We start from the raw sequence: 21,006 nt of genomic DNA, 5'->3' as shown, positions 1-21,006 counted from the left end.
AGCCAAAAAAAGCTAAAAAAAGCCTTTCTGACCAAGGAGGAGTACTATAATTTTGCCATTACAGAACCAGAAATAGCATTTATTCCTATTTCCTCAAGAGTTTTTATCTCTTCGAGCTCATCTACACTTGTAGCAACAAGCTTTATATCCAAAGATTGTGTAAGAATTTTAAGCATATTTAAACTCTGTCTTGACTCAAGCAGGAAGAATTTTGATGCTTTAATATAAAGAGGTCTAAGCTCTTTTAAATAGTTGTAATCATCACTATTTGCAATAAAATTAAATATAGCAAAGTTAAAATTAAGCTCTTTAAATAGTGTTATATACATTAAAGTACTATTAAAGTTTTTATTAAATGCTTCCTCTTCTATCTCAAAAATAACATTTTTTGATAGATTTTTATATCTAATTAAAATCTCTTTTAGTTTTGCATAACTACTTAGTTTTTCTATAAATATAGTTGGAAGTTGAATAGAGACAAAATCTTGCTCTTTTGTCTCTTTGAAAACTTTTTCTATAATATGTAAATATACTTCATCTAATCTATTTTGCTCTAAAACAGATGCTATAAACTCGCCATATCTAATTGTCTCACCATCAAAATCGAGCTCAAAACTGATTGTTCTTAAATACTCTTGTTTTGAGTTAATATCAACAATATCTCTATGAATTAGTCTAAAGAATTCCTCTTTTAGAGAGATATTTAAAATATTTATCCACTCCTCTTTTGTTTTAATATTATTAATATTAGTTGCATAAAAATACTCTTTTTCTGTATTTATTTTTGATTGAGAGATTGTATAGTCTATTTTAGTAAATAGTGTTCTTAAACTCTCTTCATTTTCATATCTACAAAGCCCTATAAAGATATTTTCATTTAACTCTTCAATATTTTTTAAATCAACAATTAGTTTTTCTAAACTATTTTTTACATCTTCTTCTTTGGCATTTGGAATAAGTGCCAAAAACTCAGAACCATTCATTCTCACAACTACATCATTATCTAAATTAAAACTATCTTTTAAATTTGTAGCAAGTTTTTGTAAAATAGTATTTGTTTTTACAAATCCGTAAGTTTTATTTATAATATCAAGTTTTATTGCAATTGATACGATAAAACCTTTATTATTTGAGCTATCTTTATCTAAATACTCATTTGCTTTTAGTATAAAATATCTTCTATTATTTATCTTTGTTGTTTCATCAAAATATAGTAACTCTTTATTTGTTTTTAAAACCTCATTTGTATTTTGAAACATCTTCTCAAACTTTTCGATCATACTATTTATACCAGTAGTTAAAACTTTGAACTCCACAGTAAATGGTTTTTCATTTGAGATTATAAACTCATTGTTCATTACTGCTTTTGCTTGACTATTTATAACTCTAAGTGGTCTTAAAATAAAATTAAAAAAGATTGCCAAAATGAATATTAAAACTACAAAACTTATGGCTAAAGATTGTAAAAGTTTAATAAACATACTATAAGTTTGATTATAATAAATAGCTCTATCAGCATAAAACTCTAAAACTCCTAGCATATTCCAGCCTTGTGAAATACTTGCAAGTGCAGAAATTTCCCCTATATCAACAATATCTATAAACCAATTTGGTATCTCATTATTTATTTTCAGCTCTTTTTTTAGCTCATAAACTATCTCTTCATTAGTATTTTTAAATACAATCTTCTCATAATTTCCATTATCAAAAGCTGCATTTATAACTGTTTTAATAGTACTTTCATCAATTCCTGCATTTGTAATAGATAAACTAGTACTAGTAACACTATTTTGTACATTTTCATACAGAGATTTTGCAGAAGAGTCTTTTATAATACTAAATGATAAACCAATAATTGATACAAAAAGTACCAAAAAAATAAAACCAAGAACTATAGAAACTTGTTTTAATAAACTCATATTTTTTTTCCTTTATAATCTTTAATTAATGTATCCCATTTCCTGTGAGCAGCAGTTTTTTCACCTTTTAAGATATTTGGATTAAAGTTAAAAACTGGTATCAAATCATCCCTTTTTGAAGCTAGTTGAATAGTTTTTCTTAAATTATCTAAAATCAAAGGTTCAGAGCTTGGCGTCTCAAAATATGTCAAAACCATATGAGCTTCATTTGAAGATTTAACTCTAACATAAGATAAAAACATTTTTGAAGTTGGAACTCCTAAATACTCTAATGCAAAATATTTTGCAATTACATAATCTTCACAATCTGCTTTATCTCTAGCTAACATCTCATAAGGATTAGCCCAATAATCACTAGTACCATAAATACTCTTGTCGCTTGCATACTTTATACCATTGAAAAAATCATTTATATTTTCAAGCTTTGTTTTTATATCATAGCTTTTATTTTTTTCCAATAGAGCATTTAATGCAACAAACCTATTTTTTGCAAATTTTCCATATTTTTCTTCAACTTTTACAAGTAAAGAAGAATCAACAAAATCAGCATTTATAGTAAAAAACAGTAGAAAAAATATACTAACTAAAATTTTCATGCAAATATTATATCTAAAATAAATTATTTTTTCTTTTTTTATAAATCTTTGCTAAAATTAGAAAAACATAAGGAGTTTATATGAAAAAGTTAATTTTGATAAGACATGCAAAATCTAGCTGGTCAAACCCACTTTTAGATGATTTTGATAGACCCTTAAATAAAAGAGGAGAGAAGAATGCTCCTTTTATGGCAAAAGTTTTAAATCAAAAAGAGCTAAAACCAGACTTAATAATATCTTCACCTGCAAAAAGAACAAAAGATACTTTGAACTACTTTTTAGACGAGTTTAAAGATTATAAAAAAAAGGTGAGATTTGATCAAAGTATCTATGAAGCACCATATACTAATTTATTAAATGTTATAAAAAGTGTAGAAAAGGAATATGATACTTTATTTTTTATTGGACATAACCCAGGAATTAATGATTTAAGTGATTTTTTACTAAATGGATTCTATAAAAATATCCCTACAACTGGAATTTTAAAAATAGATCTAGATATAGACTCATGGGATGAAATTGAAAAGGGATATGGTAATTTAGACTTTTTTTTATATCCTAAAATGTTTATTTGTAATTTATGTTAAGAGATAAAAACTAAAAATCTATCTTCTAATTAATAAATAAACAAAGAATATAGCCCCAATAAAAGAGGTAATAACTCCAATAGGAAGAGTAGAGGCTGTTGGAATTAATCTTGCTACTAAATCACAAAAAACCAAAAAAACTCCACCAAAAAATAGAGTTGGAAAAAATAGTTGTGTGGCACTTTTTTTATAAATTAACTTCATAATATGTGGAATTACAAGTCCTACAAAACCAATTGGCCCTACAAAACCAATAGAAATTCCTACACATATTGTAATAAATATTAAAAGAATTAAAGTGCTTCTATTTATATTTAAACCCTTTAAAAATGCCAAATCATTTGAAATGAGAAGTAATTCAATATCTCTTTTTTGTTTATACAAAAAAATTATTAAAAATAGTGCTGTAAAAAAAAGTACAATTGTAGGAAAAAATCCTACAACATCAAGACTTCCTAAAGTAAATCGTACAATACTATAGCTCTCTTGTAAATTACTTGTAAAAAAAAGTAGCATTAAAGCTGAACTATAAAAATATGATAAGGCAATTCCTATTAAAAGCATTGAATTTGTGGAGTTTAAAAGCTTTTTTGAATTCAATTTTTTTGAAATTATAAAGAGTAAAAAAATAGTAATTAAAGAACCAAAAATACTTGAAATATAAAGAGGAATTAAAGGAATAAATACTATTGAAATAGCTGTAAAAAGTGTTGTTCCACTAGCAATTCCCAAAGTATATGGAGTAATTAACTCATTTTTAAAAATAACTTGAAAAACTAACCCACTAAGAGCCAAAATAGTTCCCACAAAAAAAGCCAAAAACACTCTAGGTACTCTTAGCTCCCAAAAGATTATATTGTTTGTGCTACTTAAATCAAAAATATCCTTAAAACTTATGATACTTTCTCCCAAAAAAGGAGAGAGTAAAAGTAAAGAAATAGCCAAAATATAGATAAGTTTTTTCATAAATCTAGTACCAAATGATTTTCTAAAAGCTTTAGGCTATTTTTATAAAATCTATCCAAACTATTTTGAGTAAAAAACTCATCAAAAGCTCCAAAAAACTTAATAGCTCCATTTTCTAAAAACAAAACCTTATATCCTTTTAACTGATATGCAAAGTCAAGATTATGTGTAATAATGATTTTTTGAGTAAAAAAATCTTGGTTTAGAATATTAAATACCTCTTTTACTCTATTTAAATCCAAATTTGCAGTCAGCTCATCAAAGATTGTAATTTTTGCACCATGGAGTATTGCACTTGCTAGTTGCACAAGCTGTTTTTCCCCAGAACTTAGGCTTTTACAGTAACTATTTTGAAGTCTTTCTAACTTTAAAAGTTTTATTATATTTAAAATCTCTAATTCACTTTTATCTTCTATTAAAGAGATTTTTAAAAACTCAAAAAGTGTAATATAATCATCAAAAACTTCAAAATAGCTAGGTATATAGTTTATTGTTTTTACTCTTTTTAAAGAGCTTAGCTTTTCTATATTCTCTCCATCTAAAAAAAGATTTTTATTTGGTAAAAGATTTGATAAAACCTTTGCCAAAGTAGATTTTCCTGCTCCATTTTCCCCTAAAATAAGCAAGTTTTCACCTCTATTTAACTTGAAACTAATATCTTTTAAAATAAAATTATTGTAATTTTTTATCTCTAACATCTTCTAAAATCTCTTTAAAATCATCTATAAAGTTTTTTACTCTATGGCTTGGAATTCCTGAATATAACTTATCTATTATATAGATATTTTGCTGTTTACTTGCATTTATAGGAAGTTTTTCCCACATTTTTTTCATTTTTTCTTGCTCTTTTATTTCATTCTCTAAAAAAGGAGCAAGAAGTATAATAATATCTGGATTTAATCCTATTAACTTTTCAATATTTATTACTGGTTGTGATTTCAAGTTACTAAAATAGGCATTTTTATTTTGGCTTTTTTTTATAATATCTTCAAAATATACAAAATTTCCTGCTACATATATTTGGCTTGAAAGTGTGTTTTGTGGACTAATTACTATTAATATTTTTTTATTCTTTATAATATTTTCTATACTTTTTAAACTATTATCTATATCTTCATTTAGCTTTTTGGCTTCAATTTTTTTGTCAAATTTATCTCCTAAATCTTCTATAGTAAACTTTATATCTTCTATATTATCACTATTATAAACCAAAGTTTTAAAGCCCAAAGCTTTTAAATCAAGGTTTAGTTTTGTATCATAACTTTGATTTATAACTACACTAGGATTTAATTTTAGAACCTTTTCTAAGCTTACACTACCATATCCCCCAACTTTTTCTATATTTTTTGACTCTTGCGGAAAATCACAAAATTCTGTATTTGCAATAACCTTATCACCCAATCCCAAAGCAAAAACCATCTCATTTATTGCTGGGCTTAGAGTAATAATTCTCTCAGTTGCATATAAAAAATTTAAAAGAAGTAGAAGATATAGTAGTTTTTTCATCTTAGAAACTAGCCTTTAATCCAACATATGCAGCTCTTTGGCTTGTTGCATAGCCATCAACTATTTGATAATCTTTGTTAAAAATATTATCAAGCTTCAAGTAAGTAGAGAAGTTTTTATTTATCTCATAATCAACTACTGCATTCCAGATTGTATAATTTCCAGTTTCAACATTTGGTTTGTTATAATCAAAATTAACACTTTGTCTAGTTCCAATATATTCACCATTTATATTAAAATGAAAATCTTTTAAACCATAATAATCAACTCCAAAATTAAACTTATTTGTAGGTCTATTTTGAAGTTTATCTCCATTAGCATTTTTTGCACTAAGATTTGTATAGCTTAAATTTAGAAAAACATCATCTATAATAGAGTTTTTATAAGAAATTTCAGTTCCCTTAAATCTACTATCTCCTTTAATATTTTCATTTTTACCAGCAGACCACTGAATTAAATTATTAACTTTTGTATTAAAGTAAGTTATAGAAAAACCTTTATACTCAACTCCTATGTCGTAAGATCTTGTTTTTTCTGGATTTAAATCTGGATTTCCACCCCAAGCTGTTTTATATAATTGTATAAAAGAAGGAGTATTATATCCTGTACCATAGTTTGAACTAAAATTTAGTTCATCTATAATATATTGTTTAATTCCTATTTTTCCTGTTGTTTTATTATCAAAATCACTATATCTATCATATCTTAAAGCTTGAGTGAATATAGTTTTATCATCAAAAAATTTGTTTGTATTTGTAATATAAATAGCTTTGCTATTATATTTTCTATTTATATCTTCTTTATCTTCAAAACCTTTATACTCTGCTCCAACTGTAACAGATGAAGTTTCATTTAGATACGGAATAGTTGATTTTATGCCATACTCTTTAATATCTGTTTTATTCTTTGAATCATTAAATCCAACTTCCGTTTTAGTTTCATTCTTAAATCTTGAATAATTCGTATAAATATTTGTAGTTGCAAAACTATTTTTATTTTCATAATTTAAACTAGCTATACTATTTCTAGTTTTAGTTTTTGCATACGAGTTTGCAGAAGCAGTTTGATCAATTCCCCAAGGAAAGTCTGAAGAATAAATCATATCATCAAAATTAGTTTTTGCATCTATAGTTTCATAAGCTAAAGATACTCTATTATTATCATCAAAGTTATATCCTAATTTTAAATCAACAGTTGTATTTTTATATCCATCATCTTCATAATCTTTTGCTTCATTGCTTTTAGGTGAAATAGCTGAAAATCCATCTGTATCAACTCTAGTTGCACTTAATTTAGCATCAAAATTTTTATTTTTATGAGATATTGTAGCCTTTGATATTTTTGAATCATATCTTCCATATTCAACACTTGCACTTCCATGAGTTCCATTTTTAGAACTTTTTGTAATAATATTTATAACTCCAGCACTAGCATCTGCCCCCCAAATACTACTTTGAGCGCCTTTTATAACTTCAATTCTTTCAATCTCATTTATAATTAAATGTGCAAAATCTACTGAACCATCATAAGGATTGTTATATCTTATTCCATCTATCAAAACCAATGTATTACCCGTATTCATACCTCTTAGATAAACTTGTGTTAAAGTTCCCATACCACCATTACTTGAAATATTAATTCCTGATAAAGAGTTTAAAGCTTCAACTACTGTTTTAAACTTTCTAGTTTCTATATCTTCAGCTGTGATTAAATCAACATTTGATGTAACATCTCTTAATTTTTGTTCTGATTTTGTAGCACTTGAAATTGTAATTTCATCTAAAGAAGTTTGTTGTGAATAAAGATTTGTTGCTAATAAAAAGCTTGCAACTAAGCTTATTTTTGTTTTATTTATCATTTCTTGACCTTTTTTAATTATTATTTATTAGATTTATTTTTATTGGTTTTAACTCTATATTTAAAAGCTTTCTAAATATATTTGGTAGATTTTTCAAATATTCAAATAGTTTTGAATAAAATATTTGTAGTTTTTCAAAACAAGTTGATATTAAAATACCAAAAAAACTAAAGTAGTTTTTTGCTCTTTTCATCTTTTTCCTCCTTTTTAAATTTTGTTCCCAAATTTAAAAAGGGAACCTCTCTTATTTATCTATTTTTAATAATAATTTTAAAAAACTTATTAAGGTAACAAATCTCTAAAGGGCTTCAGGAATGAAACCTAATAACCTTATATATGACAATTTAATATAGATTTTGTTGGGTCAATAATATATTCATAACCTTTATAAGCTATATATATTCCTAAAATAATTACTAAAATAGAGGCTATTTTTATAAAAATATCTCTTAAATTTGATTGTTTGAAAAGTCCCACAAAAAAGCCTAAGAAAAATAGTGCAGGAATTGTACTAAGCCCAAATATAAACATAACAACTGCACCCCAAAAAGCACTTCCTGTGCTAGCAGCTGTAATTGCAAAAGCATAAACAAATCCACAAGGCAAAAGCCCATTTAACATACCTAAAAGATAAAAACTAAACAAAGAATTTGATGTTAGAAGGTTTTTGAATGTTTTTTGATAAAGTGGTGATTTTGAACAGCTATGCTCTAAAATAGTTAAAAATTTTATTTTTCCTAAAAGTGAAAACCCTACCATTATCATTAAAAAACCAGTTATTAATAAAAAAACTCCACTCGTAGTATTTGAAAAGGTTACAACTCCACCAACAAAACCAAAAATAGCTCCTAAGATTGTATAAGTTGTAACTCTACCAAATGAGTATAAAAGATGTGCAACACTTTGGATAGTTTTTGAGTATTCACTCTTGATTTTTGTACTAGAGTATGCCACAACTATGCCACCACACATTCCAATACAGTGTCCAAAAGAGCCTAAAAGAGCTATAGAAATAATCGAAATAAGGCTAAAAGTCTCCATTTAATGATTATGCTCTTTATATTGTGGATTAGCTAAAGTCTCTTTTCTTAAAACTCTTAAATTCATCTCTTCAAAACTTATAAAACCATCTTGATTGTTCTCATAAGCCCCAAAACCATATCTCATAGGGGTTATCTCATTTGTGCTAAAAAAGGCAGTTTTTGCATCTATATATCTTTTTGTATCTTTACTCATTACAAAAACTTTAGCACTATTTTTAAAATCTTTACTATTTAACCAATTTGCCATTCCACCATGGTCATGAAAAAACCAAGTTTTTCCATCATTTGATATGACTTGTGAAGCAAAAGTTAAATCATTAATAATCATCCCACAATCACTATCTTGATACTTTCCTAAAACTATTTCAAGTGGAGTTAAAGAAGTATTACCCTCTTTTATTACAACCATCTTTTGCTCTTTTGCCATAGATATAAATATTATTAAAATTATTGTAATTATTAAAATAGCTGTTAATATTTGTAAAATTCTCTTCATATGTCTCCAAAATATTATAAATAAAGTTAAAGTATATCTTTTTTGGCATAAGAAAAGCTTTATGCTTATATTTCAATCATTTTATAAGGTTTAAAAAAAATATAGAATAAAAAAAGGTCTTACAGAGGGAAAAACTGTAAGACCTATATAAAAAATTCATTTCAAAAAAAGTATAGGATACTTAAGAAAATTGTATTTAATTGTAGGAGGATTCAATACAAATATCCTATGAAAGAATTATAATAGAACTAACATTAAAATAAGATAAAATTTGTCCTATTTATAAAAAATATTTTTAATTTACTCCTAATTTAAAAATAATATAATACTAAAGCGATTTTAAGGGGTTTTTATGAAGATGATTATTTTTGATATGGATGGAACACTTTTAGATAGTGGCCTAGCAATAGCAAATACTGTAAATTATGTAAGAGAAAATTTAGGTTTAGAGAGCTTGGAAAAAGCTTATATTTTGGAAAATATAAATGATATAAATATAAACAGTGCAGAGTTTTTCTATAACTCTTCAACATTTACTCCAAAAATCACTTCACTTTTTGAAGATTTTTATAGTAAAAACTGCTTAGTGGATCTATCTTTATATGATGGAGTAAAAGAACTTTTAGATGATTTAAAAGGTGATTTTAAATTTAGTATTGCAACTAATGCAAATTCAAACTATGCAAAAAAAATGCTAAACCACCTTGAGATAAGCAAATATTTCTCTTCTATTTTAGGATATAACGATGTAGAAAAACCAAAACCAAATCCTGATATGGTAAATAGGATTTTAGATATTCACAATATTAAAAAAGAGAATGCAAAAGTTGTAGGTGACTCTATAAAAGATACAAAAGCAGCTTTTAATGCTGGAGTTGATGGTGTTTTGGTAAATTGGGGGTTTTCAAACTACAAGAATAATGCACTAAACAGTTTTGATGAGCTAAGAGAATCTATTAATTTGAAATTTAATCTATAAAAAGATTAATATCTAGCTCTTTAAAACTACCCTCTTTTAAATCTTCCAAAAAAGTATCTGCAAAAGATACTCTGTGAAGCTTTATAACTTTATTTTTTGTATATGCAAACATTCTTTTTACTTGATGATATTTCCCCTCTACAATTTCCAAATGAACTAAAGTATCATTTATAATAGTTAGCTTTGCTGGTTTTAGTGGTTTATCTTCACCATTTAATAAAATAGTTCCACTTGAAAAAAGCTCTTTTTCATCACCGTTTAATGGGTTTAACAAAGTTACTTCGTATATCTTTTTAATATCTTTTTTTGGACTTGTAAGTCTATGATTTAGCTCTCCATCATCTGTAAGTAGTATAAGCCCTGTTGTATCAATATCAAGCCTTCCAATAGTTGAGATTTTTGGATTTCTATTCTGCCATCTTTTTGGAAGAAGTGAGTATATAAGCTTCCCAGCATCATTATGAGAACAGATATAATCTTTTGGTTTATTTAATAAAATTAAAAGTTTTTCACTATCAAGTGCTTCTTGATTTACTTTTATATCTTTATGACTTGCTTTTGTACTAGGATTAAAAACTCTTTTATCTAAAACTGTAATCTCATTTTGTTTCATAAATTTTCTAGCTTCACTTCTACTACAATATCCTAAACTCGATAAATAAGCATCTACTCTTTTCATATTAAACCTCTTAAAATTGGATATTAACATATTTTTAAATAAAATACCAAAATGGAACTACTTGATATTAAAGAAAAAATATGGTTGCTTGATGACAAAAATTTTGATTTTCCCAAATTAGAAGATATGGAAAATGATTTAGTTGCAATTGGTGGCAATTTTCATCCACAAAGATTAATAAATGCATATTCAAATGGGATTTTTCCATGGTTTATAGATGATTATAACTATATTAATTGGTATAGTCCAAAAAAAAGAATGATTTTATATCCAGATGACTTTAAAGTATCAAAAAGCCTTAAAAAGTCTATATTTAATAGGGGGTTTGAAGTAAAATCAAATACAAATTTTATTGAAGTTATAAAAAATTGTAAAAATATAAAAAGAAAACATGAAGATGATACTTGGATAGATGAAAACTTTATAAATGCTTATAGTTTAATGCACAATTTGGAGTTTGCAAATAGTATTGAAGTCTATCTAAATGATGAACTTGTTGGTGGACTTTATGGTTTGATTATAAACAATATATTTTGTGGAGAAAGTATGTTTTCTCTTGTAAACGATGCTTCAAAAGTAGCCTTTTATCACTTATGTAAATGGGCAAAGAATAGCGGAATAAAACTAATAGATTGTCAAGTTTACAATAAACATTTAGAAAGCCTTGGAGCTTATGAGATAAGCAGAGATGAATATTTTAGGATTTTACAATCCTAAAATATTGAAACTATCTCATATCAAGATAGTTTATAAAATTCTCAGTCATTCTATCAAATCTATAAATTTGTCTTCCATGTTTTTCTTTATAGAACTCTTTTGCATCACTTTCAAGAGCAAAAGGAATCACATCATCTCCTCCAACACTCATAATATTACTTCCAAAAACGTAGTAAGCAGTTTTTGCATCTATTATTTTTTTAGTTTTAAAATCTGTTACATAGATATTTAAAACACTTTTCTCATCTTTTTTTTGCTCTATTAACATATAAGCAAAAGTATATTTTGGTGAGCTAAGAGCTACAATTTTTCCATCTTTTAACTCAATATAACCTAACCAATCTTTATGTTTTTCAATAGCTACTGTTTTAATAGGGCAACTCTCTTGTTTTAAATCCAAATCTTTATACTCTTTTCCAATAAAATCAGCTCCAAATAGAGTTGCTGATATAAAAACTAGTAGAAAAAAAAGTTTTTTCATACTAAATCCTTTCTTTTAAAAATTAAATAACCAAAAATACTAAATAACATTCCAATAACTGCTGGATAAACTAAACAATAAATTGATATAAGCTCTTTTCCAAACTCATCCAAAATAAAGTAACTAGCTGGTCCTATTACAGATAGTTCTGGATCAAATAGTGCAATTGCTCCTATTCTAAAAACTTGTAAAGGATTTGCTAAAGCTATTGAATATACCAACTCTGGACTTGCTGTTGTTTTTATTAGAAAACCAATTAACAGTAAATCTATTAGAGCCAATAAAAATAACCAAACAAAAAAAGCAATCCCTAAAGCTACCTCTTGAGTCTTTACTATTGAAGAGATAAAAAAACTAAGCCCTAAAAAACAGATATTAATGCTTACAATTAAAGCCATATAATAAAAAAATATACCCCATGGTATTGTTGCACCTTTAAATAAACTCCAAAACAAAGCTAATATTAAAGCACCAATTATAGGTAGAGTAACACTAAAAAGTTTTCCTAAAAGTTTTCCAAAAAAGTACTCTTTTAAAGAAATTGGAAAAGAGAGCATATATTCTAAAATATTACTATCTCTCTCCCCTGCAATTGTTCTTACTGTATTTATAAGTATAAAAATAGGTACTATTACAATACAAATCTCTATAAAAATTAGTAATAATCGACTAAGTCCACTAAATCCTTGAATTCTAGACTCAGTTATTCCCGTAATAAAAAATAGTGCAATAATACCACCAAATACTAAACTATAAACCAAAAACCATTTTGACCTTAAAGCTTCACTCATATCGGTCTTAAAAACTAAAAAGAGATTTCTCATCATTTATGACCCATCATATGACCGTGATTATTTGAAGGTTTTCTCTCTTTAATTTTCTCTATAACATAAGAGAAAGAAAGATTTTCTACACCTTCTTGCTGTTGTTCATAAGCACTAAATCCAAAATCCATAGGTGTTGTTGCTCCATAAGTCCAAAAAGCATTTTTAGAATCTATCCATTTTCCTGTTTTTGCATCTGTAATATATATAACTGCTTCATCTTTCCAGCTAATATTACTCTCTTCAAACCATAAAATAGCACAACCAATATCATCGTGATAGTAACTTTTCCCATCTTTTGGATTTACCACTTGAGCAACATAGTTTCTATCGCTAATAATCATTTTACATCTTTCACAAATTTCTCTATCAAACTTCACCTCTTTTGGCTTAGTATCAATCTGCGAATTACAAGCTACAAAAAACAATCCTAAAACCATCACAAACAAAAAACTAAATTTTTTCATCTAAAACAACCTTTCCTAAATCAAGTTCAATCTTTCTATTTACCATATTTGAAACCTCCTCTATTCTATGACTTATAAAAATAGTAAGTCTATTTTTACTATACTCTTTTATAATTTCATAAAAACTCTCTCTGCCTTTTGGATCAAGATTTGCTGTTGGTTCATCAAATATAAATATTTCTGGTCTTTTTGCTATTGCAATAGCAATTAAAAGTTTCTGTTTCATTCCACCAGATAACTTAAAAAAGATTTTTCTAAAATGTGATTTTATATCTAAATCCATTTTAGAACAAAGCTCAACTATCTCATCTTTATCTATATTGCTAGATTTAACTGCAAAATTTATAAGCTCTTCAACTGTTAATTTAATCGGCGGTGGAAGTTGTGGGACAAATCCTATTTTTGAAATAGTATCAACTCTATTTTTAAATGGATTAAATCCAGAAACCTCAATATCTCCACTTGTTGGAATATATTGACCTAAGATACTTCTAATAAGAGTAGTTTTCCCAGCTCCATTTTGCCCCATAATTATTACTCTATCCTCTTTATTTAACTCTAATGAGATATTATCTAATGAGTTTTGAGTTCCAAAAGTTTTTGTAAGGTTTTTTATTTTTATCATATTATCTTCTTTAATTTTGTTTCAAATTTTAACGAATCATTGTGGCAAACTTCAACACATCTACCACAAAGTGTACAATCACCACTAATAACTGTTTGTTCTTTTTTATTCTCTTTATTTGCGTTTACTTTTGTAATATCTAATACATGAGGAACTAAACATACATTTGCACAAACTCTACAATGGTCACAACTATCATCCCAAACTATTTTAGTAGTACTTGCCCAGCCAATAAAACCATATGTTGTACCAACAGGGCAAACATATCTACACCAAAATCTTTGTGAAAAAAAAGTATCCACTAAAAATACAGCAATTACAAATACAAAAGCTATACTCCATCCATATATTAAAGCTCTTGAAAAAATACCAACAACATTTATAATCTCAAAAACTAAATAACCACTAAAAAAAGATAAAAAAAGAAAAATTCCCCAAAATATATATTTGATTTTTGGGTTAAATTTATAAGACTTTATAATCTTTTTTTTCTTTAAGTATCTATGGAGTTTTTCAGAAATTTCTCCTAAAATTGTATATGGACAAACCCAAGAGCAATAAGCTCTTCCCCCTATTAGCAGATAAACAATAACTATAGTTAAAGTACCTATTAGCAAATTTACTGGAATATGATATGTACTCACAAAGACTTGAAGTGCCATAAAAGGGTCAGTTAAATGAAATCCCAAAAATCTAGAACCACTTAAATCACCCTCTAGCATTTGCAAGTCAATAGAGTATGAAAGAATAAATAACAAATGTACAAAAATAACCACAAGCCATCTATAAAATCTAATACCTAACTTTTTTTTACCATCTTTTGTTGTTGTAATAAAGGTATCAAAAAAGCCTGTATCTTCTATTGTAGCCCTTGTATTATACTTATTCATAATATCCTCTATTTAAAGTTAGCAATCTCTTTTGCTAATTTTTTCAAATCCTCTTCATTTATATTAATAAATAATCCACTTTGCATTAAGCTGTTTTCAACTTTTCCATTTTTATAATCATCTAGTTTAGATAATAGATACTCATAAGATTGTCCTGCAATAGCTGGTGCTATTTTAGTACCATTTCCAGTTTTTCCATGGCATGATGAACATGCAACTTTATAGTAAGCACTAACTTCATACTCTACTTTTTGCCCAGCTTGTTTTTTTAAATCTTCAAGATATATCTCTTCATCACTTTTTTGTACTACACTTTCAACTTTTGTAACCTTTTCTTCAACTTTATCTTGCTCTACAACTTTTTTTGAGCTCTCTTGAGAAAGAGTAAAAGCAAAAAGTGCAAAAATCGCTATAAGTAAAAGCAAACCAATAATATTTTTTGTTTTCATTTTCTATTTTCCCTTACCTCTTTATTTAGTTGAGCAATCTCTTTAGCTAAACTTCTAATCTCTTCATCTGGCATTTTAGAGATTAAATCTTTCATAAGAACATTTTTTTTCTCTCCTGTTTGATAAACTTTAATGGCTTGAAAAATCTCATTATCATTTTTATCTAATAAAGAGGGTCCAATAACACCATTTGCATAATTATCGTGACAAGCAGAACACTTTTGCATATAGTTTTTACTAAGTCTTTGAGCTAAAATTTTTGCATTTAACTTTTCATAGTTGTTTTTTATTGAGATTAATGCTCCTAACTCCTTTGTAAGTGGTGTTTCACTACCATCAGGAGAGACTCTTACTACTCTATTTCCATCTAAATCATAAGAGATAAATGGATTATCTTTTTCTATATTTGTACTATTTTCTGTAACTGTAATTTTAGGAGTAGCAACATTTATCTCCTCTTTTTTCCCTTCACTCTTTAGCTCATTAACTACTTTTTTATCATCTTTGCTATCACCACAAGCAATAAATAAAAATGCAATAGCTAAACTTATAAATACTTTTTTCATGAATATATCTCCTCATATTTTACTCTAGGTATTATAACTATGGCTGCTTCATCTTTTACAGGACAAAGCTCTTCACAAACTCCACATCCAACACACTCACTTCTTACTTCTGGATAAAAATTTCCCTTATTATCACTAACCATTGCTATTGCTTTATCTTTTGCTGGATATGGACATAAATCTGCACAAATTGTACATGGCTTTCCTGCATACTCTTTTAAATCATCAAGAACTTTTTGCTCTCGTTCATTTTTATTTGAGTGAGTTAAGAGCTCACCTATATCTTCAAGGCTTACATTTTTTCCTAAAAGGGCTAAACATTTACTAGGATTTTTAAGCATTGCAACTCCCATTTGTACCTGCTCTGCCGTTGTAATATCATGATTTAAAGAACCACTAGGACATGCTAATACACAAGGAAGCAAATCACACAAATAACACCCTCTTGCTCTAGAATCTACATAGGGAGTTCCTATACTATTTCCACTTGTAATATCAAGTAAAGATAAAGTATGATACGGGCAAACTTGTACACACTGACCGCATTTTATACAAGTAGATAGAAACTCTTTCTCATCTAAAGCTCCAGGTGGTCGTAATAATGTCTGTTTTGCATTTAGTTTTGGAGTAAAATATACTCCTGCACCTATTAACGAACCAAAGAATAGAGTTCCAGCACCAATTTTTACAAAATCTCTTCTTTTATTATCGCTATTTTGCAATTTTTGCCTCCATTTTTGGATTATTATCTACTGCTAAAAGTTCAGGTTCTGAAAAAGGTATAAATTTCGCTAAAAAATTCAACAAATCCATAACAACTGAGCCATAAAAAAACTTTACATTTGGATTATAAAGCCACAGTTTATCAGCATATACATAGTGTTTATATGGAATATCTCCGTATCCATCTTTATTTCTATCAAAGCCTTCATACATATCCCAATAATTACCATTCCAATCATTAATAGATAGATTATTTCTAGGAGTATCACTAACAACTGGTTCAATATTTCCTTTAATAATATTATCTGTAAAGATACTTCTTTCTCTACTTACTTGAAACTGTATTCCACTAGAATTATATAAAATATTATTTCTTTCAAAGATATTTACCGTTCTTGGATGATATGGAGATTGGTCAAGGTATAAGCCTCTTGGATTATAAATTAAATTATTCTCCAATAGTGTAAAGTTTGATGAATCTTTCATGCCAATTCCTACTCCAAAAGCCCCCAAAGAGTTTTTTACAGTATTTCCAATGGCAATAGTTCCACTACTATACATAAAAAATATTCCTACAGAGTTATACTCAAAAAAATTATTTCTAACCATATTTCTTCCAGCATGCATAAAATGCAAAGAGTATCTATTGTAACTTCCATAATTATTCTCTATATTATTTCCACTAGAATACCAAAGTACAAAATCTCTTGATTTATATATTTTATTTGATAAAAGTTGGTTATCATGAGAACTCCAAAGTCTAATAGCATCCCCTCTTACTCCTAGTTCTAAATCTTTTGAAGTAATAAAATTATCAATAATTTTAGACCTATTTACTTGCTCTAAATTTATTCCAAAAAGAGTATCTTCTATATGGTTATTTTCTATAACTATACTATTTACCTCTTTAGCATGAATTGCACTATCTACTTTTTCAACACTAAATCCACTATTTTCTATAGTTAAATTTTTTATAACTACATTTGAGCTTTTAATCGTAATAACACTACTATCTCCATCTCCTACAATCTTTGCTTTTTTATTAACTCCATCGATAGTTAAAGGTTTATTTATAACTATATTACCTTTATAAATACCCTCAGCAAGAGTTATCTTAGAGCCACTAGGAGCATTATTTATAGCTTCTTGTAGCTCATTTGAATGTAAAAACATAGAAAAAAGAGTTAAAACTGATATTAGTTTCTTCATTTATTTTTTTTGCTCTTTTCTTTTTGAAAATATTGCTAATAAACTTAAAATACTAATAGCAATCAATATGTAAAATCCTGTATGCGGATATGAGTGTGTTGTAAATTGAGCAACTTTCCCATCTCCAAATACTGTTGGCATAAATGGTTTTATCTTGAAAGCACCCCACTCTTGCATATTATGACCATACCAATATAGCCAACCCGAGTAATCAACTAAAAATGCAATAGGTAAAACAACAGGAACAACCATAAGTAACCAAGAAGCTTTTCCATCATAATATAAAAATCCAATCATCATAAGAGTTAAAGCTAAAAAGAAGTATGGAACTACACTTCTTTCAAATTGCCCACCATGTTCCATTGGATACATTCCAATATAGTGGTTTATTGTATTCATCTCCTGTACATCTCCACTATATCCATCAAAATGAAAATATACAGGAATTCCATCTGGAAACGCCTCTTTCGGATAGTTTGGAGCTTCTAGAGAAACCCTCCAAACTGGCATACTAGCAACTCCAATTTCAGCTTTCAAATCTAACATCTTTTCAAATGAGCCAATAGCACTCTTTGGTGTATTTGGGCTTACATATTGAAAAGAGTGATAAAAATCCCAAATTTTTGCTACATAAGTTGGAATATCTTTTGTATCATGATTTTTTATTCTCTCCATTATTCCATTAAATCCAATAACTGGAAGTGTATAGCTAAAAGTCAATAGTAACAGTGCAACAATAGTAAAAATTTGATATTTTTTCATAAATAAATCCTAAATAATAATATATAGCAAGGAGATTTTTCTCCTTGCTAAACGGCTAATTATTGTAAATCAGCATTCTCATCAATCCATTTCATATATTCAATAATATTTTTAACCTCTTCTGGTTTCATATTTTGATTTGGCATTCTAAGATTAAATGTTTTAATCATAGCATCTATATATGGATCACTATAATATTTTGCAGGATCAAGGATAAAATTATAAAGAAATTTTTCTCCATTTTCATGTCTTAATAAAGCTCCTGTAATGTCTGGACCAGAGCTTACTTGTCCAACAACGTGACAACCATTACATCCACCTCTTAAGTATGCCTCTTCTCCTAGTCTTGCTTTTTCACTCATTTTTGTTGAAAGCTCTTTTGCTAAAAGATTTTTAGCTCTTAAACCAGCATCCGCTGTTTTAACCATATATTGCCAAACTTGGTTTTCCCAAAGAATTGCAGTATTCATATCACCAGCTTTAAATGCCTCATCTGCTTTTGCTTTTTCATGAGGAATTTTATTATATTGATCTAATGCATCTGTAACTAAAGATTTAACTTCTGGATATTTTTCAAAACCTTTCTCTTTTAAGAATTTAACAACACTTTGAATTACATCATCTGTTGCCTTATTTGTAGCAACAATTTTATTATACTCTTTTTGTAACTCTTCAGGAGTCATTTTAGAAACTTTTGCAGCTTTATAGTCTGGATACTGTTTTTTAGGATCTTTAACTTTTAAATATCCCATCATTTCCAAGTGTAAAGCAGAACAAAACTCTGTACAATAGTAAGGGAAAACACCCTCTAAATCAGCTGTAAATGTAACAGAAGAAGTTTTTCCAGGCTCTACAGAAGCATGTACATTAAGTCCTGATAAACCAAATGCATGTGTCTCATCTTGAGCTCTTTCAAGATTAGTTATATAAATAGTAACTTCATCACCTTTATTCACCTCAATATGTTCAGGATTCAAGTGACTTCTTACAGCAGTCATATAAACTTTAACTTTATTTCCATCTCTTTCAACTCTCTCTTGTCCAGCTAAAGTTGCACCTTCGTGAGCTTCACCAGTTCTTGAGTTAGTTCCCATTTTGTCATAAGTTTTTTTAGGTTTGATTTTACTTGCATGAATAGATACAACATCATGAGGTTCACCTAAACCAATTGGCATATCATATAAAAGTTCCATTTTATCCCCAGCTAAATCAATCAGCTGATGATTTTGTGGATGAAGTGGACCTACTGGTAAAAATCTATCTATTGATAGTTTATTTAAAGCAATTCCATACTTACCTTTTGGTTTAGTAGATTTTCCTTCCATTGAGTCAAGATGTCCAATATTATAGTGAACATTTACCCTATCAAGAAGTTTTAAATCTCTAAAATTCCATTTTACAACTTGTGAATCAACATATAGTGAAGTATAAACTATCCCATCTTTTTCATCAAAAGTATTATGTAGAGGCCCTAGTCCCAACTCTAGTTGTCCATGTAAAGATTTTTTAAAATCTAAGATAGGAATACCATAAGAATCTTTTCCAGCAAACTCTTTTTTATCAATTTGCTCTTTAATTTTTGCAAAATCAAAAATAGTTACGTGAGTATCAAGTTTTCCACCAATAATGATATATTTCCCATCAGGAGTAACATCAACACCGTGTGGAGATTTTGCTTCAGGAAGTAAGAATAAAGCTCCACCTTTTACAGCAGCTTCAATTGTTACAACTCTATGTCCATTTATAACTTTTGTATTTTTTGGGTCTTTTGCAAGTTTTTCCAAAATTTGCCAGTTGTATAGATGTAAAAAATCTGTATCATTTCTACTCATACCAGCTTCAAAGGGAGGAAGACCTTTTTCAATTCCTCCTGTATACATCTCAGAGTTAAAGCTATTTGTAAATGCCCATCCCATAGAAGGACCTTTTCCAGCATCACTTAAATCTTGCATATATGGTGGTAATTCTAGAGTAAATGACTCTTTCTCATCAATTTGACCTTTTGTATAGTCAAATTTCCAAAGAGTTACACCACCTCTATATTTCTCTTCATAAGCTTCAATAGGAACCCAATCATTCTCAAGTGGTGCAGCATATTGACAAGCATCTATAACATACTCTGTATTTGGAGTAATAAAGCTTCCTCCATGAGTACTTTTTAAAACAGGATTTACAACAATTTGTGTAGTCTCAAAGTCGTGAAGATTGATAACAGCAATTCTAGGATTTGCTTTATCATTTATAAATAGATAATCTCCTACAAATTCACCATTTTTTTCACTAAAGTTTGGATGGTGAGTATCTCCCCATTTAATCTCTTGTCCTCTTATTTTTCCACTATCAAGAATTTTTTTAGATTCATTATCAAATCCATATCCTTGCCAAGGTTCTGGAGTAAATACACCTATGTATTTTAATATTCTCATAGATGGAACACCATAAACAATCACTTGTCCTGATTGCCCACCCGAGCTAAATACATAGTATTCATCTTTCATTCCTGTTGGAACATATGTTTTAGCAGCTGCTAAAACATCTCTTTCCGTAAGACCTCTGTCTTTCATTACTTTTTGCAAATCAGTACTACTTAATGCTGATGTTGCAGAAAATAAAAGCATCGAAGTTAGAATTGATACTTTTTTTAACATATTAACCTCCTACAAA

The 21,006-nt window shown here is 27.8% G+C and carries 24 protein-coding genes; 3 read left to right on the top strand and 21 right to left on the bottom strand.

All coding sequences use genetic code 11. The annotated features are described in order from the left end of the window. Nucleotides 1–44: 44 nt before the first annotated feature. Together ATR_RS04710 and ATR_RS04705 are read right to left on the bottom strand one after the other, a co-directional pair. Nucleotides 45–1,919: a bifunctional diguanylate cyclase/phosphodiesterase gene (locus ATR_RS04710; protein ID WP_115428326.1), complete on the bottom strand. Its 1,875-nt coding sequence runs from the start codon at nucleotides 1,917–1,919 to the stop codon at nucleotides 45–47. Continuing rightward, nucleotides 1,916–2,515: a transglutaminase-like cysteine peptidase gene (locus ATR_RS04705; RefSeq protein ID WP_115428325.1), complete on the bottom strand. Its 600-nt coding sequence runs from the start codon at nucleotides 2,513–2,515 to the stop codon at nucleotides 1,916–1,918. Before ATR_RS04705 ends, ATR_RS04710 begins: the two co-directional genes overlap by 4 nt. 80 nt (nucleotides 2,516–2,595) lie before the next feature. Between ATR_RS04705 and ATR_RS04700 the strand changes: the two genes are divergently transcribed. Then, nucleotides 2,596–3,102 carry a SixA phosphatase family protein gene (locus ATR_RS04700; protein WP_115428324.1) on the top strand — a complete coding sequence of 169 codons (507 nt, stop codon included), beginning with the start codon at nucleotides 2,596–2,598 and terminating at the stop codon, nucleotides 3,100–3,102. 18 nt (nucleotides 3,103–3,120) lie between these two features. Here the strand turns inward: ATR_RS04700 and ATR_RS04695 are convergent, their stop codons facing one another. From ATR_RS04695 to ATR_RS04665, 7 genes are all read right to left on the bottom strand, one after another. Continuing rightward, a complete protein-coding gene (locus ATR_RS04695; RefSeq protein ID WP_115428323.1) occupies nucleotides 3,121–4,068 on the bottom strand; it encodes a FecCD family ABC transporter permease in 948 nt (315 codons plus the stop codon). Next, nucleotides 4,065–4,766: an ATP-binding cassette domain-containing protein gene (locus ATR_RS04690; protein WP_115428322.1), complete on the bottom strand. Its 702-nt coding sequence runs from the start codon at nucleotides 4,764–4,766 to the stop codon at nucleotides 4,065–4,067. Before ATR_RS04690 ends, ATR_RS04695 begins: the two co-directional genes overlap by 4 nt. Next, the gene (locus ATR_RS04685; RefSeq protein ID WP_115428321.1) at nucleotides 4,741–5,574 is read right to left on the bottom strand and encodes an ABC transporter substrate-binding protein; all 834 of its coding nucleotides are present in this window, start codon (nucleotides 5,572–5,574) and stop codon (nucleotides 4,741–4,743) included. The genes ATR_RS04690 and ATR_RS04685 overlap by 26 nt, the downstream gene beginning before the upstream one ends. 1 nt (nucleotide 5,575) lies before the next feature. Then, on the bottom strand, nucleotides 5,576–7,432 hold the full coding sequence (locus ATR_RS04680; RefSeq protein ID WP_115428320.1) for a TonB-dependent receptor plug domain-containing protein: 1,857 nt from the start codon (nucleotides 7,430–7,432) through the stop codon (nucleotides 5,576–5,578). A 13-nt stretch (nucleotides 7,433–7,445) separates the two neighbouring features. Then, nucleotides 7,446–7,625, bottom strand: coding sequence for a hypothetical protein (locus ATR_RS04675; protein ID WP_115428319.1), 180 nt, complete (start codon nucleotides 7,623–7,625; stop codon nucleotides 7,446–7,448). A gap of 137 nt (nucleotides 7,626–7,762) precedes the next feature. Next, entirely contained in the window at nucleotides 7,763–8,473 is a 711-nt protein-coding gene (locus tag ATR_RS04670) for a sulfite exporter TauE/SafE family protein (RefSeq protein ID WP_115428318.1), read from the bottom strand. Then, a complete protein-coding gene (locus tag ATR_RS04665; protein ID WP_115428317.1) occupies nucleotides 8,474–8,971 on the bottom strand; it encodes a hypothetical protein in 498 nt (165 codons plus the stop codon). It lies immediately after the preceding gene. Nucleotides 8,972–9,323: 352 nt separating this feature from the next. Between ATR_RS04665 and ATR_RS04660 the strand changes: the two genes are divergently transcribed. Beyond that, a complete protein-coding gene (locus tag ATR_RS04660) occupies nucleotides 9,324–9,950 on the top strand; it encodes an HAD family hydrolase (RefSeq protein WP_115428316.1) in 627 nt (208 codons plus the stop codon). On the opposite strand, the gene ATR_RS04655 is transcribed toward ATR_RS04660, so the two are convergent. Continuing rightward, nucleotides 9,940–10,629 (bottom strand): pseudouridine synthase, encoded by a 690-nt coding sequence (locus tag ATR_RS04655; RefSeq protein ID WP_228254254.1) that lies wholly within the window; start codon nucleotides 10,627–10,629, stop codon nucleotides 9,940–9,942. The genes ATR_RS04660 and ATR_RS04655 overlap by 11 nt on opposite strands. 51 nt (nucleotides 10,630–10,680) lie before the next feature. On the opposite strand from ATR_RS04655, the gene aat reads away from it, so the two are divergent. Continuing rightward, a complete protein-coding gene (aat, locus tag ATR_RS04650) occupies nucleotides 10,681–11,346 on the top strand; it encodes a leucyl/phenylalanyl-tRNA--protein transferase (RefSeq protein WP_115428314.1) in 666 nt (221 codons plus the stop codon). 10 nt (nucleotides 11,347–11,356) lie between these two features. Here aat and ATR_RS04645 read toward each other — a convergent pair whose 3' ends face one another. Genes ATR_RS04645 through nosZ form a run of 11 tightly spaced genes read right to left on the bottom strand, consistent with a single transcriptional unit; the run spans nucleotide 11,357 to nucleotide 20,990 of the window. Further along, nucleotides 11,357–11,827, bottom strand: a complete 471-nt coding sequence (locus ATR_RS04645; protein WP_115428313.1) for a nitrous oxide reductase accessory protein NosL — start codon at nucleotides 11,825–11,827, stop codon at nucleotides 11,357–11,359. Further along, complete coding sequence (locus ATR_RS04640; RefSeq protein ID WP_115429415.1) at nucleotides 11,824–12,651, bottom strand: ABC transporter permease; 828 nt, start codon at nucleotides 12,649–12,651, stop codon at nucleotides 11,824–11,826. Before ATR_RS04640 ends, ATR_RS04645 begins: the two co-directional genes overlap by 4 nt. Beyond that, nucleotides 12,651–13,118, bottom strand: a complete 468-nt coding sequence (locus ATR_RS04635) for a hypothetical protein (protein WP_115428312.1) — start codon at nucleotides 13,116–13,118, stop codon at nucleotides 12,651–12,653. The genes ATR_RS04640 and ATR_RS04635 overlap by 1 nt, the downstream gene beginning before the upstream one ends. Then, entirely contained in the window at nucleotides 13,105–13,743 is a 639-nt protein-coding gene (locus tag ATR_RS04630) for an ABC transporter ATP-binding protein (RefSeq protein WP_115428311.1), read from the bottom strand. Before ATR_RS04630 ends, ATR_RS04635 begins: the two co-directional genes overlap by 14 nt. Next, the gene (locus tag ATR_RS04625; protein WP_115428310.1) at nucleotides 13,740–14,633 is read right to left on the bottom strand and encodes a NapH/MauN family ferredoxin-type protein; all 894 of its coding nucleotides are present in this window, start codon (nucleotides 14,631–14,633) and stop codon (nucleotides 13,740–13,742) included. Before ATR_RS04625 ends, ATR_RS04630 begins: the two co-directional genes overlap by 4 nt. An 8-nt stretch (nucleotides 14,634–14,641) precedes the next feature. Beyond that, entirely contained in the window at nucleotides 14,642–15,082 is a 441-nt protein-coding gene (locus ATR_RS04620; RefSeq protein ID WP_115428309.1) for a c-type cytochrome, read from the bottom strand. Continuing rightward, nucleotides 15,079–15,648: a c-type cytochrome gene (locus ATR_RS04615; protein ID WP_115428308.1), complete on the bottom strand. Its 570-nt coding sequence runs from the start codon at nucleotides 15,646–15,648 to the stop codon at nucleotides 15,079–15,081. The genes ATR_RS04620 and ATR_RS04615 overlap by 4 nt, the downstream gene beginning before the upstream one ends. After that, nucleotides 15,645–16,370: a 4Fe-4S dicluster domain-containing protein gene (locus ATR_RS04610; protein WP_115428307.1), complete on the bottom strand. Its 726-nt coding sequence runs from the start codon at nucleotides 16,368–16,370 to the stop codon at nucleotides 15,645–15,647. Before ATR_RS04610 ends, ATR_RS04615 begins: the two co-directional genes overlap by 4 nt. After that, nucleotides 16,360–17,580 (bottom strand): nitrous oxide reductase family maturation protein NosD, encoded by a 1,221-nt coding sequence (nosD, locus tag ATR_RS04605; protein WP_115428306.1) that lies wholly within the window; start codon nucleotides 17,578–17,580, stop codon nucleotides 16,360–16,362. The genes ATR_RS04610 and nosD overlap by 11 nt, the downstream gene beginning before the upstream one ends. Then, nucleotides 17,581–18,342 carry a cytochrome C gene (locus tag ATR_RS04600; protein WP_115428305.1) on the bottom strand — a complete coding sequence of 254 codons (762 nt, stop codon included), beginning with the start codon at nucleotides 18,340–18,342 and terminating at the stop codon, nucleotides 17,581–17,583. It lies immediately after the preceding gene. Between the two features lie 59 nt (nucleotides 18,343–18,401). Then, nucleotides 18,402–20,990: a Sec-dependent nitrous-oxide reductase gene (nosZ, locus tag ATR_RS04595; RefSeq protein WP_115428304.1), complete on the bottom strand. Its 2,589-nt coding sequence runs from the start codon at nucleotides 20,988–20,990 to the stop codon at nucleotides 18,402–18,404. Nucleotides 20,991–21,006: the final 16 nt, after the last annotated feature.

Source organism: Aliarcobacter trophiarum LMG 25534, assembly GCF_003355515.1.
In the GTDB taxonomy this organism is placed as follows: Bacteria; Campylobacterota; Campylobacteria; order Campylobacterales; family Arcobacteraceae; genus Aliarcobacter; species Aliarcobacter trophiarum.
The sequence above is the reverse complement of the archived record's forward strand: the minus strand, read 5'-3'. Positions and strand labels throughout refer to the sequence as shown.

Excerpts from the sequence above, each read along its gene's own strand:
- ATR_RS04710 (WP_115428326.1), bottom strand. The coding sequence starts at position 1,919 with ATGAGTTTATTAAAACAAGTTTCTATAGTTCTTGGTTTTATTTTTTTG.
- ATR_RS04705 (WP_115428325.1), bottom strand. The coding sequence starts at position 2,515 with ATGAAAATTTTAGTTAGTATATTTTTTCTACTGTTTTTTACTATAAAT.
- ATR_RS04700 (WP_115428324.1), top strand. The coding sequence starts at position 2,596 with ATGAAAAAGTTAATTTTGATAAGACATGCAAAATCTAGCTGGTCAAAC.
- ATR_RS04695 (WP_115428323.1), bottom strand. The coding sequence starts at position 4,068 with ATGAAAAAACTTATCTATATTTTGGCTATTTCTTTACTTTTACTCTCT.
- ATR_RS04690 (WP_115428322.1), bottom strand. The coding sequence starts at position 4,766 with ATGTTAGAGATAAAAAATTACAATAATTTTATTTTAAAAGATATTAGT.
- ATR_RS04685 (WP_115428321.1), bottom strand. The coding sequence starts at position 5,574 with ATGAAAAAACTACTATATCTTCTACTTCTTTTAAATTTTTTATATGCA.
- ATR_RS04680 (WP_115428320.1), bottom strand. The coding sequence starts at position 7,432 with ATGATAAATAAAACAAAAATAAGCTTAGTTGCAAGCTTTTTATTAGCA.
- ATR_RS04675 (WP_115428319.1), bottom strand. The coding sequence starts at position 7,625 with ATGAAAAGAGCAAAAAACTACTTTAGTTTTTTTGGTATTTTAATATCA.
- ATR_RS04670 (WP_115428318.1), bottom strand. The coding sequence starts at position 8,473 with ATGGAGACTTTTAGCCTTATTTCGATTATTTCTATAGCTCTTTTAGGC.
- ATR_RS04665 (WP_115428317.1), bottom strand. The coding sequence starts at position 8,971 with ATGAAGAGAATTTTACAAATATTAACAGCTATTTTAATAATTACAATA.
- ATR_RS04660 (WP_115428316.1), top strand. The coding sequence starts at position 9,324 with ATGAAGATGATTATTTTTGATATGGATGGAACACTTTTAGATAGTGGC.
- ATR_RS04655 (WP_228254254.1), bottom strand. The coding sequence starts at position 10,629 with ATGAAAAGAGTAGATGCTTATTTATCGAGTTTAGGATATTGTAGTAGA.
- aat (WP_115428314.1), top strand. The coding sequence starts at position 10,681 with ATGGAACTACTTGATATTAAAGAAAAAATATGGTTGCTTGATGACAAA.
- ATR_RS04645 (WP_115428313.1), bottom strand. The coding sequence starts at position 11,827 with ATGAAAAAACTTTTTTTTCTACTAGTTTTTATATCAGCAACTCTATTT.
- ATR_RS04640 (WP_115429415.1), bottom strand. The coding sequence starts at position 12,651 with ATGAGAAATCTCTTTTTAGTTTTTAAGACCGATATGAGTGAAGCTTTA.
- ATR_RS04635 (WP_115428312.1), bottom strand. The coding sequence starts at position 13,118 with ATGAAAAAATTTAGTTTTTTGTTTGTGATGGTTTTAGGATTGTTTTTT.
- ATR_RS04630 (WP_115428311.1), bottom strand. The coding sequence starts at position 13,743 with ATGATAAAAATAAAAAACCTTACAAAAACTTTTGGAACTCAAAACTCA.
- ATR_RS04625 (WP_115428310.1), bottom strand. The coding sequence starts at position 14,633 with ATGAATAAGTATAATACAAGGGCTACAATAGAAGATACAGGCTTTTTT.
- ATR_RS04620 (WP_115428309.1), bottom strand. The coding sequence starts at position 15,082 with ATGAAAACAAAAAATATTATTGGTTTGCTTTTACTTATAGCGATTTTT.
- ATR_RS04615 (WP_115428308.1), bottom strand. The coding sequence starts at position 15,648 with ATGAAAAAAGTATTTATAAGTTTAGCTATTGCATTTTTATTTATTGCT.
- nosD (WP_115428306.1), bottom strand. The coding sequence starts at position 17,580 with ATGAAGAAACTAATATCAGTTTTAACTCTTTTTTCTATGTTTTTACAT.
- ATR_RS04600 (WP_115428305.1), bottom strand. The coding sequence starts at position 18,342 with ATGAAAAAATATCAAATTTTTACTATTGTTGCACTGTTACTATTGACT.
- nosZ (WP_115428304.1), bottom strand. The coding sequence starts at position 20,990 with ATGTTAAAAAAAGTATCAATTCTAACTTCGATGCTTTTATTTTCTGCA.